Here is a 16,605-nt window from a genome sequence, read left to right on the forward strand (position 1 = left end):
GTATTTCTACTAATAATAGGATAAATTTCGATATGGCTGCCGATATTGTAAAGGTTTCAAGAAACACAGAAAATGCACCTATATGTGCTGTCTCTACACAAACTGTCGCTTTTTCTCATTATAATAATATTTCAGCACAACTACCGATAGATCCTAAAACAGGTGAAATTGTTATTGGTTGTATAAATTACCAAACAAAGCAATGTCTGAATAATATACAGTCTATCGTAGAAAGTATTGGTCACGTTATGGATGATGTGGTCAAAATGAATATTTTTGTAAAGAATATTTCAGATATTGATGCCATCAAAAAAGTATACCCCACTTTTTTTCAGGGGCCGCTTCCTACAGTGACCATAGCGGCGGTCACGGCTTTACCTGTCAGTGATGCTTTAGTGCAAATTGATGCTCTTATTTCAAACGGTGAAGGCACTGCTCCACAAGCGCCTTGTGAGCTCATCAAAGTCTCAAGGAATACTGAACATGCACCTCAAGGTCTATACTCTCAAACCGCGGCCTTCTCTCATTATAATAACCTCTCGGCTCAATTGCCGATTGAACCTAAAACGGGAGAAATAGTACAAGGTGGTATTAAAGAACAGAGTCAACAGTGTTTGAATAATATTAATGCTATTTTAGAAAGTATTGGTCATACGATGGCTGATATCGTTAAAACAACGATATTTCTTAAAAATATATCTGATGCAGAAGCCATCAATGAAGTCTGTGGGCAATTTTTCCCAAGTTATGTGCCTGCGCGAAGCCTAGTTAGTGTTGCTGACTTGCCTATGAATGCATTGGTGCAAATTGATGTTGTTGTGTCACATGGTGATGGTACACCGCCACAGCTTCCTGAAGATGCTCGCTTACTTGTGATTGAAGCAAATAATACCGTGAATGCACCTGAAGTCGACTATTCCCACTCTGTTGCTTTTTCTCATTATAATCATATTTCAGGTCAGTTACCTTTATCTCCAAAAAATAATGAAGTTGTTGCTGGTGGAATAAAAGAACAAGTTAAGCAGTGTTTAGAAAATATAAAGAATATTGTAGAAAGTGTTGAGCATGTTATGGATGATATTGTTAAAGTCAATATTCAAATAAAAAATATGGATGACATTAATATTGTCAATGAAGTTTACACAACCTTCTTTAACCATGAGCTACCTGCGAGAACCGTGATTGGTGTTTCAGAGCTGCCTATGGATGCGTTAATACAAATTGACGCGGTGGTTTCTAATTGTGAAGGTACGCCACCTAAACATTAACGAATCTTTATTATTGACTAAAGAAGGGGGTATCAACGATATCCCCTTTTTACTTGTTAGCTACCTGTAATTGCAATACCACGCTGCCTGGCTGTGGTAATCAAAATCAGCCGACGCATGAAAAACCGCTCAATTACTGTTTTTCAGGGCCGTTAAAACGTGATGTAGTGAGGGGACCACTTGGTGTCCAAGCGCCAAAACTTCTTCACTGGGTTCGACGAGATCAGGAATTTGGTAGGTGATCATATTCGCACTCACGGCGGATCGCACGCCGTTATTAGAATCTTCAAAGGCTAAACATTGGGTCGGTTCAGCGCCAAGACGTTGCGCAGCGAGTAGATAAATCTCTGGATCGGGTTTGCCATGTGTCACTTCACAACCGGTTGTGAACGAGTCAAAGTATTGCTCAAGGCCTGAAAGGCGCAGCTTAATTTGTGCCACGTCTTTTTGGGTTGATGTTGCGACGGCAGTAGGAATACGATTGGCTTTTAACCATTGTAATAACTCGATAACCCCTTCTTTCACTGGGATCGCCTGGTGTTTCACCACGGCATCGTAACGTTTACGCCACTCCGTATGCAATACCGGATAGTCTAATTCTGGCCCGTAGCCTGCGCGCAGTGCTTGTTCAATGCCTGCCGTATTGCGACCAATAGCCGAGAGATAAACCTCTTTTAAAAATGGGACGCCAACTACGTGGCAAGCTTGTTCGAATATTGTAAGGCAGACACGTTCCGTGTCGAGTAACAGTCCATCCATATCAAAAATGGCAGCTTGAAATTTCATAAGTACAACTTTAGGCGAGTGAAATGGAGTGGGCTATTTTCACATAAGTCGACCTATGGAGGCGATCTTTTTCCTGCACTTTTTCTTTTTCTCATACTTCAATAAAATCAGCCAATTATAAGCGCTAGTTTGTTAGCAATGAGTTATGCTTAATGTGAAAACCTTGTTGCGAGAAGAGGGGGGGGAAGCAATTTGAATAGTGCATTTGTACAACAGTGGATGCCGGGTTTACACCAACTGAAAGACTATGAAACTCGCTGGTTGATGGATGACGTACGTGCGGCGCTTTCTGTGGTTGCGGTTGCACTGCCTGTCGCGATAGCGTACGCGCAGCTCACTGGAGTAAGCGCGATTGTCGGCTTATATTCCTGCGTATTGCCGATGTTGGTTTACGCGATTTTTGGCACGTCTAGGCAGTTGATCTTAGGCCCAGACGCGGCAACTTGCGCAGTGATTGCGGCGGTAGTGACACCGCTGGCGATGGGCGATCCTCTCAAACACTGGCAGTTGGTCATGACAATGACGGCAATGACTGGTGTATGGTGTTTGCTGGCCAGTCGTTTCAAACTCGGTATTTTAGCCGATTTTCTCTCTCGCCCTATTTTACTTGGGCTATTAAATGGCGTTGCTTTAACCATCATTGTGGGCCAATTTGCCAAGGTATTTGGCTTGAAATATGAGCAGCAATATCTACTAGAGCGTATCGTGGAAGCGCCATCTCTACTGATTGACCTACACTGGCAAACCTTATTTATTAGTATGCTGACAACAATCGTTTATTTTCTGTGTAAGCGTGTCAGACCCAATTGGCCAGCAGCAATGTTGGCTATTATTGTAGCCGCTTGTTGGGTGTGGTTTGTGGGGGCTGAGAATCTTGGTATTAAAGTGGTTGGTATTATTCAAGGTGGATTACCTGTCTTTCAAACGCCTCAATTTGATTTAGGAGTGAGCCGTGAATTGGTGATGCCTGCTCTGAACTTAGCGATGGTGAGCTTTGTCAGTATGATGCTCACTGCGCGCAGTTTTGCGGCAAAAAATGGTTACGATATTGACGCCGACAAAGAGTTTCGTGCGCTTGGCTTAGCTAATATTGCTTCTGCATTTTCACAAGGTTTTGCCATCAGTGGGGCGGATTCACGTACGGCGGTGAATGACGCTAACGGAGGAAAATCGCAATTAGTTTCGATTATTGCAGCGATTGTGATCGGATTTGTCGCGATAGTGGCATATCAGCCACTGCAATACATTCCGATTGCTGCATTGGGGGTGGTGTTGATTATCGCGTCTATCTCGTTGTTGGATCTGAAAGGGATTTGGAGTTTACACAAGCGTGATAAAGACGCCTTTTATTTGGCAAGCTTAACCTTCATCGCTGTATTGGTTATTGGCGTTATCCCCGGCATCACTCTTGCGGTATTACTGGGTCTGTTCCAGTTCTTACGCACCGTGATGCGGCCAAGTGATCAAACATTGGGTTTGGATGATAAAGGCACGATTCGCACGATTGATACGTCAGCGAAGGCGAAACCAATACCGGGTTTGGTGATTTATCGTTTCAACTCTCCGCTGACTTATTTCAATGCGCCTTACTTTAAACGTCGTATTTTATTTCACACTGAATCGGCGGGCATGAGTGTGGGGTGTGTGATTATTGATGCGGTGTCGAGTTTTACCCATTTAGATTTAAGCGTCATGGCGATGTTATCGGACGTGCAAAGCATTCTGAAAAAACGAGGCATTCGTTTAGTGCTAGCGGGGCGTAAACGCAGTTTGAGAAAATGGTGTGAAATCGCTGGAATTTCAACGGGTGATGGCGGCGTGGTGATTCGTGCAGACATGTATTTAGCCATTAAGCTGAGTGGATGTTACCAACACGCTGTAGAAGAAGGACAGGTTCCGCCAGTACAAAAAGAGCCGCAAAAGGATATTGAAGGTGAAATTGCGGCTACTATTTAAAATGAGGTTAGCTCTCGTTAATAATATTGATTCTCGTTAATAAAAGATAAAGAGCTCTTGAGTATCGAAAAGATGTAAGAAATCCCATTCAATCATGATGCTTTCCTTTTTACGTGATGAGAGCGAGTGCTCGGCCTTTTGTTAAACGGTTGGTGCCTGTTTGGATAAGCATAGGTGAGCGTTATGCATTAGGCAAAATGGTACGGGTTATTAATCTAATATAGGTAGCCTATGGATATGGTGGTTTTCGACGCTAGGTGTAGCGTGTCGGCAGGTAAACAGTTCGCTGTACTTGAGCGGCCAGTTTTCGATGAAACTGCAGCATTGCACCTTCACTGCATGGCTGCCAAGTTAAGGCCTTGCCGACCACACCGTGATGTTGGAAGGCGTTGAGCCGAATGCTGATGTTCGCAGGCAGCTGGTTAATCAGATGCGCCACTTCGGTAATTTCAGTCTCTAAATCACTTTTGTCCGGTATATGCAGCAGTCGCACTTCGTGCAGTTTATTCAGTGTAGCGAGGTGGAAAATAGTGCGTATCACTCTATGGTTACTGCGTCCGGTTAGCCACCGATGCGTCTCCTCTTGCCAAGCTTTTAAATCGATCATCGCGCCATCCAAATAGGGCGAGATTTTGTCCCATCCCGATTCTGATAGTGAGCCATTACTATCAATAAAACAGCTGAGATGTTTCAATTCTTCATCGTGTTTGATGGCTTTGAAAAGAGCGATGATAAACGGAAGCTGTAGTGTCGCTTCCCCCCCTGAAATGGTAATACCGGCTAAGAAATAATGATTTCGGCGGATAAGTTCCACGAGTTGTTCAACACTGTAGTGATGAATTTTGGGGTTTGATTGGTGCATGCAGTGCTCAATACAGCGATCGCAGTGAGTGCATTTCTCCGCTAGCCATTCGACTTGCTGGTCAGCATTGAGGCGCAGTGCTTGCGATGGGCAGGTTGCGACACAATCACCGCAATGGTGACAGTGATGGATCGTATGTGGGTTATGGCAAGACAAGCAATTGAAGTTGCAACCTTGCATAAAAATGACCAGTCGGTTGCCCGGGCCATCAACGCAGGAGAAAGTCAGCACTCGGCTGACTTTTGCTCGGATCGGCTGTTTTCCACTCACCATTAGTTTAGCTGACCATTAGTTTAGCTGACAGAGTTTGGTTGATAAGCCGGTTGCATTTCATGGCTAACCACGCGTGCTTTTCGCTTGAGTACGGCCGTGTTTTTGGCCGCTTCTGCCCCAAGAAATGTGGTGTTGGTGCGTGATCCGCGCTGCTCAAATTGCGCTATTTCAGACAATTTCACCATGTAACCCGTAATGCGAACTAAATCGTTCGAAGCCACGTTGGCCGTAAATTCGCGATAGCCAGAGTGGAGGGCTCCTTTACATAGGTTGAACATCGCCTCTGGGTTGGCCTTTATGGTTTCATCCAGAGTTAAAATATCGCTGATACCAGAGGTGTAATATTGATGATGTCCAGCCGTTGCTTGTACATATTCAATCGGGTTGGGTTCGGTGCCATAAGGGATGCGCACGCCCGGAGTGACATCAAGATCAAGGCTAATACCACCTTGCGCGTGCAGTAAAGCACGGCCGTTGAAGCCATATTTGACTGGTGAGTTTTGTACAATGTCGGCCAGCTTGGCGGAAATGGCGATGCCTAATTGGTTGGCGATATCATCATGGCCATAACGAGCGTTACTCTGCTCCTTTTCCAGTAATAGATTAACGGCTTCAGCCATGCCATAAATGCCAAACATCGGTGCGAAACGGGATTCTTCAATCAACCCTTCTTGAGTCAGAAAACCTTCAAAAAAATGAGATTGTTGGTGCAGATGAGCAGCTCGAACATCCATCAGCTCAATCATATATTGGCTGTAAGTGGGTAGAATCTGATCTAAAAATGTTTGGCGGTCACTGGCTTTTTTCGCGGCCTCTTTTAAATTCATTCTGACCAAAGTATTGCAGCCACCCGCTAAAGGAAGCGAGTTGTAGCAACTGACGATACCAAAACCTTGCTCGCCATAGGCGGTGGTATGAATCGGATAGTTGGCGATGTGCGGTTTACTGCATTGACAGATATTATCGGTCGCTTGGCGCAGTAAATCGTCAGGAGTGATAGAAGGGTCATACATGAAGGTAAGGTTGGGAGCGATCTGTTTCAGTTCAGCATCGACACGTAAAATAGTACGACAAATAATATTGTCGCTCGGGCCGATGTTGGCGTGCATGAAAGCATCGGGAAGAGTGCGATCAAGCATGATCCAAAACAGCTTCAATTTTTGATAAATCGCCACTTCGCTCAGTTCGCCCACATAGGGTAATAACACGCTATCCAATTGCCCCAAATAGACAGGAATAGAGGTCACTGAAGGCACGTGATGGTACAAAATGGTCAGCATATTGAGTGCTTCATCAAAATTACTGGCAGGCGAAAGCTCTAAATACTCACTGCCTTGTGCTAAAAATTTTGCGTAGTCAGGCAACACGTAACGTGGTTTAAAAGGTGCATGGCCCTCAAAAATATCGCAGATAATGCCTTGTTCCATTGCACGAGCCAACTCAGGAGAGAGTTTCAGATAGGGCAAGCTTGCTTCGGCCTCTAGCGCAAGGAAGTGTGACTTTTGTTTAGGCGAGAGGTGTGTGTCAGTGACGATGGCTTGGAAGCGTTGCTGTGTATCGAGTGAATGGTCCATAAATTAAACCCTTATATTATTGTGGTTTAATCCTAATGTGCTTGGTTACTTTTCACTATTGATAATACATCAAGTGGTCATTTCCATAATGGAAATAAAAACGCCACTTCGTTATCGTCGAAGTGGCGTCATCAGGAACCTAAGGTTAGGCGTATTGCGCTTCGATTTGGTTCGATTTTAGATAAGCAGGGTGAGTGGCGAGCTGCTCTAAGTAACGTTCAATATTCGGGAAGTGAGTAATCGCTCCGTTGGTCAGCAATATTTCAGCAATGAATGACATCATGAAATCAGCGCCAGTGAGTTGGTCGGCCACTAAGTAGCGTTTACCCGCTAAACACTGGTCAAAATAACTCATCACTTTGGCCGTTTCGCTTTCTGCATAGCCACCAAGGAAATTGGTTTGGCAGCCATCTTTGGCAACAAACATCTTTAATAGCAGCGGCAATATGGCAGAGCTTTCTGCAAAGTGGAGCCATTGCTGGTATTGCACATATTCCACGCTGCCACGCTGAGGCGCAAAGTGTTGGCCGTATTTTTCTATCAGGTAATCGGTAATGGCGCCAGATTCAGCAATCACCAAACCATTGTCTTCAATCACAGGTGACTTACCTAACGGATGCACGCTTTTTAGTTCGGGCGGTGCCAGAAAGGTCACACTATCACGTTGATATGGAACTACTTGATACTCAACCCCTAGCTCTTCAAGTAACCAGATAATGCGCTTAGAGCGTGATTTATTTAGATGGTGAAGTTTGATCATTATGCGGTCCTTATTAAAGTGGTTGGTTGATTTGGATAACCAGTTTGCCAAAGTTTTTGCCTTCCAATAGACCAATAAAGGCTTGTGGTGCGTTTTCTAAACCGTCAATCAGTTGCTCGCGGTATTTCACTTTCCCTTCGCTTAGCCATTGAGTCATGTCAGTAGCAAATTCGTTATAGCGATGGCCGTAGTCATCAAAAATAATGAAACCTTGCATGCGGATTCGTTTGGTAAGCAAGGTGCCCATCAGCATAGAGAGACGATCAGGTCCTTCAGGCAGCGACGTTGCATTGTATTGAGAAATCAAGCCACACAGCGGAACTCGCGCTGCTGTGTTAAGCAGAGGTAAAACCGCATCAAAGACTTTGCCACCGACATTTTCGTAGTAAACGTCAATCCCTTGAGCACATGTTTTAGCCAATTGCTCTGCAAAATCGTCAGCTTTGTGATCAATACATTCATCAAAACCTAATACTTCTTTAGCGTAACGACATTTTTCTTCACCGCCAGCAATGCCCACCACATGGCAGCCTTTGATTTTAGCAATTTGACCAACCGTTGCCCCTACTGGGCCAGTAGCTGCGGCGACTACCACAGTTTCACCTTGCTTCGGTTGGCCAATGTCTAGCAAACCCATATAAGCGGTAAAACCGGGCATTCCCATAATGCCTAGTGCGTATGAGGGTGAGGTTGGATTTTTACCGAGTTTGAGTAAACCTTCGCCGTTAGAAATAGCGTAATCCTGCCATCCGGTATAAGCGAGTACCCACTCACCTTGCTCAAATTTTGGGTGGTTTGATACTTCCACTTGGCACACGGTCCCGCCTACCATGACATCATCAATTGCGACAGGATCGGCGTACGATTTAGCGTCACTCATGCGGCCGCGCATGTAGGGGTCAAGTGAAAGATAAACACTACGCAGCAGTACTTCACCAGCGGCCGGTGTTGGTTTAGGCGCATGTTCTAAGCGAAAGTTGGCCGGCGTTGGTGCACCGACAGGGCGTGAAGCGAGTACAATGCGGCGGTTAGTTTGTTCAGTCATTGGAGAGTCCTTTATTACTTTAAATTAGACCAGTCGTCTAGTTTGGGTTTCAAAAAAACCGCTATCGAAATAGCGGGTGAATCTTAACTAGGGCACTGGCCTTGCAAAATGTGTTCGGTGCTCGTAAGCGCTTGTGCAAGTCCTTGGTTATCTTGACGCAGTTTACTGAGCAAACTTGCGCCGAGCCAAAGGTTATAAAGCAATTCTGCGGTTTGCTGGCTGTGTTGTACGTGAATGGAGCCGTCGTCGATCCCTTGCTGGATACATTTTCCGACCGCCTCAATAATGCTATCTGCACCTTTAAGTAAAGCAATACGCATCGCATCAGACAAGTCTGAAACTTCAGCGCTTAATTTCACCACCAAGCAGCGCTGTGCGTTACATAAGCCATTGCTCTGCTCATACCAACATTGCCAATAATGCATCAAGTGTTGGTAGGCGTTTCCTTCTTCTTGGTTAAAAAGGGCATTAATCCGTACTAAATAGTGCTGAAAATAGTCCGTAATCAGTGCCTCGCCAAATTGCTCTTTTGACTTAAAGTAGTGATAGAAAGAGCCTTTGGGCACATCAGCGGTTTTTAATAATTCAGACAAGCCTACGCTGGTGAAGCCTTTGGTTACGACAAGTTGGTAACCGACCTCAAGGATGTGTTGGCGAGTATCATGGGTTTTTGTATTCATGGGCGGCACTATAATTGAAATTAGACCAGTCGTCTAGTTTTGTTTGCCCATATTGTCTTTGTGCTACTGGCTATGGTTGCTGAATGACAGAAATGGACGCTTCCTCCTTGAAGTGTCGCACTATTATTTATCTTTTAATGATTTATTTATCTTTTAATGAGTGAGCGATGAGACTATTTTTCTGTCTTTAGCGTATCCGATGGCCAAATGAGGTTTTGCCCATTGCTGAGTTCAGCTTGAATAGTCAAGGCTGGAACAATTTCCTTATCCTCTTTTTTATATGGCTGCGTAGAGAAATTGGCGGTAATTTTACTGCCATCACCAAAGGTTGTTTGTTGTACCATCCCTTGTTCATCAAGCCATTTAAAATCGACTAAAGGTTGGTTCCACACTACTTCATGGATTGGTGCAAACCCTTGTTGATAGCGGCGTAATGCGTTGACTCGTGCGCTGTTAGGCGTCGCTTCATCACGGCTAAGGTGAATCATCGCTGGGGTGTTATACAGCATGGCGATTAAATCTCGCTCCGCTTGCACGTTGGAAAACTTCACGCTGTCGTTGTGCCAGTGGTGACTGTTGATCACCTCATCATGGAACACGGTCTGATAGAGAGGGATACGGTATTGCGGTGCAAATAACAGTGTTTTGTACGGCTCTTTGACTTGCGCGGGTTTAAAGAAAAAATCTGGGCTCGTTGTTGGGAACCATGCTCCAAGAAAGTAAGGCGATTGGCGGTTAGTTTTCATATCAGGATCTGTCCAGCCAAATCCTACCGTTTCTAAACCATGAGCAAAAGAGAGCCCTTGTGTCGTCAGGCTGTTACCATCTTCAGAGCCGAGAACCACATTCTGTTCATTGGCTATCCAGCGCATGCGTTGATTAAATGCCTCCAGCATCGCGCTTTCTTTCATTCCTTGGCCCTCTTGGTATGAGTAATCTTCACGGGCCATTCCGGTCCCATCTACATCAAGAAACAGGCTGTTAAAGCGGCCATATTTTAAAATTGCCTCAATGCGTTGCTGCACAAAGCCTAATTGGCAGGCAGGGTTGAGATAAAAGCCGTTGCCACGAAACCCTTTTTGTTTTTTGCCGTCGGCGTTTTCTATCGCACATTGCTTGCGCATTGCATCCGGTAGCTGCGCGGTAAGCCAACCATCGTTGATGCCTTTTGCTATGGCGGTATTGTAGGAGTCGTACACCCCAACTAAGTAGCCAGCCTGTTTTGCTTGATCAACCACTTGTGGCTGGTAAAAGGCGGGCATCCAATTATCCAAACCTAGCCAGAGGTGCTGCAAACCAGCTGAGCTGAGTGCGTCAATCATGGATGTCGATAGCCCTTGTCCCCAAGTGCTGGCATCACGTAAAAACGGTAGTTTCTGCTCTGCGAGCCATGCTTTTCGTGCCTGAGCGGCTTGGTATTGGCTAGCTATCCCTGCTTCTTGGGTTGAAGGTTGCTCTTTTATCCAAGCATTGAGCGAGCGGTTCACTTCGTCAATCAACAACCGCTTGTTGTAGTTGTTGAAAAAATCTTTTCCTTTAACGAGTGGCTTAAGCTCTTTGAGCGCTTCGTTTGATGCTACCCACTGGGGCTGCTTAAAATACCATTCTTTAAGTGCCCAGAAATCAGTCACATCTTGTGTGGACACTAAGTCTTGGCCAAACAAGTAAACATGGCTTGCGCCGATAAGCTGTTTTATGGCTGGGTTTTGCTGCGCTTTTTGTTCGAGTGTTTGTGATAGCCCATTCTCTTTTCGCCACTGACGGTAGCGTTTGGCACCATCTAGTGGTGAGTTGCCAAGGGAGATTTCCACCTCAAAAGGCTCATCTTTGTTGAGCACAGTGAAAGCGTGCGTGGCTTGCATGTCTAGCTTGTTTTGCTTGGCGCTAAAATTGAGTTTGTTGTTGGTGGCGGTATTGAGTTGGTAGCTCACATACTGCTCATTGCCAGCTTCCACACTCCAAAATGGCATTTTGAGATCTTGGGTGGTATTGCTGGCAGAGCGTTCCGCTATGAGGTAGTTCACCCACTGTGGGTTATCGGTTGGAATCCGCATTCCTTCACTAAAAGGAAGAATGAGCGTTTTGCTTTGCTGCTCAGGCAGTTCAAACCACTGCACGGTTAACGGTTTAGCACGAGAGATCTTACTCTCAGCGCTCGCGGTAATCGACAGCTTCAATGTTTGTTGTAAATTGGCCTCAACCTTCAACTGGCTAGGAACAAGCAGCCAAGAGGCGTGATGTTGATTATCTTGTTGCAGTTGGCTGACTTGCTGTGGCTGGCCGTTAACGGTTAGCTGGCCTTGGTTAATGGTTAGCTGGGCATTTTGCTGCCAATCAATAGCAAAATTTTGTGGCTCTATTTGCACGGTTTGGTTTTGATTATGCAGTGTAATTGACGCCGGTTGTGATTGGCTAGCCAACGCCAAAAGTGGCGTACAAGTGATCAATAAAGAACAAAGTGGTTTATACATGGTTTGTCATTTCCAGTGTGTCTCGGTGTGTTGATTACATAAGAAATCGACAACTCAATTGTCACCCTGATGTCTTCATTGAGCCTGATTTGGCAGAGTCAAACGTTGTACATATTCCACTTTGATTGCTCCTTGATATTCGACAGTTTTGATCAGAGTACTGAGCCATTTAGCCGAGCTGGGGGATGAGCTTGGTTTATTTAATAATTGCTGAGTATTACTCATAGCTACCATCATATCTTGCTGCTTGATTAACTGAAATTGGTCGTCAAACCATTGCCAAGCAAGGCTTGTTGGGGGGCAGTTTGTCAATACTGTGGGGGACTCAAGTGCTAGTGGGTAGCCACCGTTGGGAGAGGCGGATTGCAACCATGTGGAGCCAAAAGGCATGGTAAGAACTAACCAATAGTGTTGTTTGTCGAGTGTCAGTCGATAAACGCCATCTTGCGGAGCAAAGAGCAGTTCTGGGCTTTCTAATTCTATATAAGGGGCGGATGACGTTACTTGGCTCTGTGAGATGAGCAAGCCATTGTCAGGGCCAAGAAGTTCAACCTGGCTAGGCAGCTCTGCTCCTTCCATTGATAATTTGAACTGGTAACCTTGCTGCATCACGTTGGTTTTTTTTTGTATCGAGATTTTGATCAGCGCCGCATTTGGTACCACATCGCTTAAGAGCTGTTGGCCACATTGGGTTTGTTCAATAATGGCATGCTTGACGCTTGCCCAGTGTTGCGTGGCAATGGTTTGGTTATTGAGTGCGAGGATCAACTCTTGCCAGGCAAGCTGTGGCTGATGGTTCGCTAAAGCGCGATAGGTTGATTGCAGTGGTGTGGCCATAAACCAATCATCACTCACGGCGTGGCTTGGACTAACGACGAACAGTACAAACAGCCAAAGGTTACGCATTGGACACCTCGACTAAACGATACCCAACGCCACGAACGGTTTCGATATTGAGTGAGGGTAACTGCTGCCTCAGCTGTAAAACATGATTATCGACGGTTCGAGTTGAGGGAAAGGCCTGGTAGCCCCACACTTTATTGAGTAGTTCATCACGGTGAAAAACACGTCCTTGATTTTGAACCAGCAGCAGTAATAGCTGAAACTGTTTCGGTTTTAGCATCATCAACTGCTCACCTAAGGTAACGCTGCGCTTTGAGAGATCAATGGCAATGTCAGCGTAGGAAAGCAAGCTTTCTCCTAATGGTCGCAGTTGCGCTTGAATTCGCGCCAGTAATTCTTGTTGCGAAAATGGCTTGGTGACGTAGTCTTTCGCCCCCGCCATTAGACCTGCTATTTTTTGCTCAACCTCGATTTTGGCCGTCAGGATGATCACTGGCACGGCTTTGGCCATTAGCCATTGAGGCAGATGATCCAAGCTGTCTCCTTGAGCCAGTTGTCTATCTAAAATCACCAAATCGGCGCGAAACCATGCTTTTTTGACTTGTGAGAGCTGCTGTACCCACAAACAATCAAAACCTTGCTGTAGCAAGTAATCATGCAAACCTTGCCCGAGTAGGGGATCATCTTCGACCAATAACAGTGTGTTCATAATGGTAATTCCAATTGGCAGCGAGTGGGGTGGGCTTTACACGTCAGTTTGCCGCCCATTTTAAGCATCAAATGGCTCACAAGACGGAGCCCAATCCCCATATTGGAAGCCGTGCGAGAACGGGAAAATAGCCGTTTTAGACGAGAGGGAAACTCGCCTTCATCGCTAACGCAAAGCCTCAGTTGAGTGTCCGTCACGCTGGCCGTTATTGAGATTGTCCCTTGACCATGTTGCTTGGCATTACGGATCAAGTTATCCAAACAGATCCCAAGCCAGTAATACGGCAGTGTGAGCTCGATATCTTGTGTCAGTTCATAGCTGAGTTCGTGTTTCGCTACGCAGTGATCTAACCAATCTGAGAGATAAGCGGTTTGACATTGAAACGGCTCATTTGGGTCGCTACTCAAAAATCCTTTACTGGTCTGAGCAAGCTGAGCTAAACGTTGGTGATCGGCCAGTAAGCGGCCGAATGTATCTTGGGCCAGCTCTGGCAGAGTATCAAATTGCTGGCGAAACTGCTCAACGGTCAAGCCAAGACTGGTGATAGGGGTGCGTAGTTCATGCGTCAGCAACTGTAAAATAAAGCGTTTTTCTTTGGCTTGTTGGCGGCGTAACCAGAGCGTCCTACTCAGCGTTGCTGCGAGCAACAGCAGTAATATGACTGATAACCACAGTGAGATATTGGGTTTTTCTTGGCTAGAGACACACAGATTACTGTAGCGTAATTGGCAACTTTGAGTAGCCGCTGTGATGGCCGACAATACCAATTGCTGATCGAGCGCGACTTTTTTCCATTGCAATGCGCTCAGTACGCGAATACCGAAATCGCCACTGATCCATAGCCGTTGTTGACGGTCAATATAAGCGCGATAACCGCTGACCAAGGCATCTCGCCCTGCCGTTTCTAAATCGGTAAAAAAGGTGTACAGCGGATGCTGAGGGTTAGAGAGAGTCGTGTAGGGCTGTAGCTCGGCGTTTTGCTCGGCCGTTATGTTATGAGTAGAAAAAGCTAAGTATCGCTCTGCGTAGCTCCCGCCTGCAGGATGCAGAAACGGAGCAGTCTTAAACCAACGGATGGGCAATTCATCGCCTTGGCATAAAGCGAGTTCAAACGACGCTGCTTTTTGCAATTCAGGGCGTGATGCCAAGGTTTTTGATAAACCGGGCGACAGTGCGCACTGTGAGGCTATCGCTTTGAGCTCGGTTATGGTTTGCCATGAATAACGGGAAAAATCAGGATAGGCGCTGGCGCTGAGCAGAAGATCGATAGGGTATGAGTTAATACTTTGCAATGGCAAGGCTCGCGCAGCCGATAGCGATTCGGCTTGGCGTAGAAAATGCTGCCAACGATCTTGCAGCGTTTGCTCTTGCCCGTGTGCTAGGTTTGATTGTCCTAGCACTGCGGTGAGTGTGATCAAAAGGTACAGCAGCCGTGTTCTCAACGTTAAGCACTTAGAAAAAGGTTCGCATTCACGAAATTATAGCTGTGCTAAGTCAGGATTTGTCACCTCAATGTCACTAAAGCGGAATGGTCGATCAAAACTCGGCATCCACCGTGAATGTCATCCTTTGCTTGGTATAAGGGTGATCAAAGCTCAGCGACTCAGCATGTAGATGTAAACGCGCTCCTTTCGTGCCATAAAGATCGTCGCCAACGATGGGCAGGTTGAGTCCTTCCACATGAGCGCAATGCACGCGCAATTGGTGGGTTCGTCCTGTTTTGGGGTAGAGGTAGACTTTACTGAATCCATCTCGGCATTCAATTAATTGCCAGTGAGTGTCAGCGGGTTTGCCATGTTCAAAACAGACCAATTGACGCGGCCTGTCATCTAAATCGCCCCGCAGCGGTAAGCGAATGTCACCATGCGATTGCTGTAATTCACCAGCGAGTAAGGCAAGATAGCGTTTTTCAACGCCGCGAGTAATAAATTGCTTCTGCAGGCTTTTATTGGCTCGGCGGGTGAGAGCAAACACCAATAAACCTGAAGTAGACATATCGAGGCGGTGGATCACAAAAAGCCCTTCATCTGAGCTAAACGTTTGTTGCAGACGAGTATAAACAGAGTCCTGAATGTTGACTCCGGGAACGGATAGAAACTCGGCAGGTTTGTTGACGACAACAATGGCTTCATCCTGATAGATGATGTCGATCTCTTTGCCTTGCGCTGGGTTATGCAATAGCGGGTTATCATCGAGCTTCAGCCCATCAAGCATGTGAGCCAAAATCGGTTGGCACTTGTTTTGACAAGCAGGATAGAATTTCTTGTGTTGACGAATTTCAGATTTTGGTGACGCTCCCCACCAGAATTCGGCGAGTGAAATCGGTGTCATCTGATGTTGAAACGCGTAGTGCAGCAATTTTGGTGCGGCGCATTCTCCAGACCCTGCTGGTGGAACAGGGTTAGCCGTAAGACGGAAAATCTCCCCCAGAGATTTTTCAGTGCCGTATTGATTGAGAAATCGATAGTGAGAAAAAAGTCGTTGCTGCAACGCATTAGAGAGATTTTTACGCTGCTCTTTTAACGCATCAATTTGTTCTTGAAATGCGTCTATTTGCGCTTGTAGTTCGTTGAGGTTGACGTCCCACTTGCGCTTTAATTGTTTGAGGGACGTTTTTTCAGCCACACTTTGTTTGGCGAGACAATCCAAGGTTTCGCGCAATTGTTGGGCATCATTTGATTGCTCGGCAAGGATGCGTTGCTGTTTACGCTGTTCACGACCTTGAATCATCAGCTGGCGATGCGCTTCTAATTCATCTTGCGCCTGCTGATGGGCGGTGGTCCATTGCTGCTGAAGTAGCGCACGCTGTGGATCGCACTCCAATTGTTCAACTTGCTGATTAATTTGATTGATCGGCACGCTGCCTTCCAAGAAAAAACCATCGTTAGTGAGCATGTCAAATATAGGCGGCACAAAATGCGGCAGCAGGTTTTGCTCAGCTAACTTCCCCGAGAATGCAGACAGGTACCCTAGCTCTCCACTTTGTTTACGCACCACTAAAACACCAAACATTTTCCCGATAGCTTCCGGATGCTGGTTTAGCACGCCGTGATTATCGAGCCCAAAATTATGTTGCCAATTCTGCTGGTTCAGCAGGTGTTGTTGCAGCTGGCTTGCCGCTAATTCGCAAAGCGGATGCGGCTCGTAACAAAATGGGAAAGTAAAGCGCTCAGGCAGAGAGTAGCCTTCAATAGGTTTTTTAAAGGCAGTAAAACAGGGCGCTGGTGCTGGCATTTTCTCTGGCTCGCAGTGGATGGTGGTGGAGAACGCAGAATTGTACTGATTTGACCTAGAAATGCCAGTTTCTGGTTGAACGTCGATGATGACACGATTAATTAATGTAACTAGCTTATTAATATCATTAATATAGCCTAGTGA

13 protein-coding genes are annotated in these 16,605 nt (G+C 45.9%); 2 read left to right on the forward strand and 11 right to left on the reverse strand.

Annotated elements, in window-relative coordinates; translation table 11 throughout:
- The first annotated feature begins 32 nt into the window (after positions 1 to 32).
- Complete coding sequence (locus tag AACT18_RS14850; RefSeq protein WP_094143584.1) at positions 33 to 1,268, forward strand: RidA family protein; 1,236 nt, start codon at positions 33 to 35, stop codon at positions 1,266 to 1,268.
- 129 nt (positions 1,269 to 1,397) lie between these two features.
- On the opposite strand, the gene AACT18_RS14855 is transcribed toward AACT18_RS14850, so the two are convergent.
- Positions 1,398 to 2,054, reverse strand: a complete 657-nt coding sequence (locus AACT18_RS14855) for an HAD family hydrolase (RefSeq protein ID WP_094125905.1) — start codon at positions 2,052 to 2,054, stop codon at positions 1,398 to 1,400.
- A gap of 219 nt (positions 2,055 to 2,273) precedes the next feature.
- Here AACT18_RS14855 and AACT18_RS14860 point away from each other — a divergent pair, with 219 nt between their 5' ends.
- A complete protein-coding gene (locus AACT18_RS14860; protein WP_094125904.1) occupies positions 2,274 to 4,010 on the forward strand; it encodes a SulP family inorganic anion transporter in 1,737 nt (578 codons plus the stop codon).
- 253 nt (positions 4,011 to 4,263) lie between these two features.
- On the opposite strand, the gene AACT18_RS14865 is transcribed toward AACT18_RS14860, so the two are convergent.
- The 10 genes from AACT18_RS14865 to AACT18_RS14910 all read right to left on the reverse strand — a co-directional run bounded on the left by AACT18_RS14865 (position 4,264) and on the right by AACT18_RS14910 (position 16,461).
- Positions 4,264 to 5,145: a YjjW family glycine radical enzyme activase gene (locus AACT18_RS14865; protein WP_094125903.1), complete on the reverse strand. Its 882-nt coding sequence runs from the start codon at positions 5,143 to 5,145 to the stop codon at positions 4,264 to 4,266.
- Between the two features lie 20 nt (positions 5,146 to 5,165).
- Entirely contained in the window at positions 5,166 to 6,719 is a 1,554-nt protein-coding gene (locus AACT18_RS14870; protein ID WP_094125902.1) for a YjjI family glycine radical enzyme, read from the reverse strand.
- A 145-nt stretch (positions 6,720 to 6,864) separates the two neighbouring features.
- Positions 6,865 to 7,479 carry a glutathione S-transferase family protein gene (locus AACT18_RS14875; RefSeq protein ID WP_010319179.1) on the reverse strand — a complete coding sequence of 205 codons (615 nt, stop codon included), beginning with the start codon at positions 7,477 to 7,479 and terminating at the stop codon, positions 6,865 to 6,867.
- A gap of 13 nt (positions 7,480 to 7,492) precedes the next feature.
- On the reverse strand, positions 7,493 to 8,524 hold the full coding sequence (locus tag AACT18_RS14880; protein ID WP_047687590.1) for an NADP-dependent oxidoreductase: 1,032 nt from the start codon (positions 8,522 to 8,524) through the stop codon (positions 7,493 to 7,495).
- A gap of 83 nt (positions 8,525 to 8,607) precedes the next feature.
- Positions 8,608 to 9,204, reverse strand: a complete 597-nt coding sequence (locus tag AACT18_RS14885) for a TetR/AcrR family transcriptional regulator (RefSeq protein ID WP_038169460.1) — start codon at positions 9,202 to 9,204, stop codon at positions 8,608 to 8,610.
- A 173-nt stretch (positions 9,205 to 9,377) separates the two neighbouring features.
- Positions 9,378 to 11,675: a glycoside hydrolase gene (locus AACT18_RS14890; protein WP_094125900.1), complete on the reverse strand. Its 2,298-nt coding sequence runs from the start codon at positions 11,673 to 11,675 to the stop codon at positions 9,378 to 9,380.
- Positions 11,676 to 11,750: 75 nt separating this feature from the next.
- Positions 11,751 to 12,581: a DUF2861 family protein gene (locus tag AACT18_RS14895; RefSeq protein ID WP_094125899.1), complete on the reverse strand. Its 831-nt coding sequence runs from the start codon at positions 12,579 to 12,581 to the stop codon at positions 11,751 to 11,753.
- A complete protein-coding gene (locus AACT18_RS14900; protein ID WP_064626563.1) occupies positions 12,574 to 13,227 on the reverse strand; it encodes a response regulator transcription factor in 654 nt (217 codons plus the stop codon). The genes AACT18_RS14895 and AACT18_RS14900 overlap by 8 nt, the downstream gene beginning before the upstream one ends.
- Positions 13,224 to 14,669 carry an ATP-binding protein gene (locus AACT18_RS14905; protein WP_094123578.1) on the reverse strand — a complete coding sequence of 482 codons (1,446 nt, stop codon included), beginning with the start codon at positions 14,667 to 14,669 and terminating at the stop codon, positions 13,224 to 13,226. The genes AACT18_RS14900 and AACT18_RS14905 overlap by 4 nt, the downstream gene beginning before the upstream one ends.
- Positions 14,670 to 14,763: 94 nt before the next feature.
- The gene (locus AACT18_RS14910; protein WP_094125906.1) at positions 14,764 to 16,461 is read right to left on the reverse strand and encodes an RluA family pseudouridine synthase; all 1,698 of its coding nucleotides are present in this window, start codon (positions 16,459 to 16,461) and stop codon (positions 14,764 to 14,766) included.
- Positions 16,462 to 16,605 lie beyond the last annotated feature (144 nt).

Origin of the sequence: Vibrio sp. V04_P4A5T148 (genome assembly GCF_963875605.1) — a bacterium.
GTDB classification, from domain to species: domain Bacteria; phylum Pseudomonadota; class Gammaproteobacteria; order Enterobacterales; family Vibrionaceae; genus Vibrio; species Vibrio anguillarum.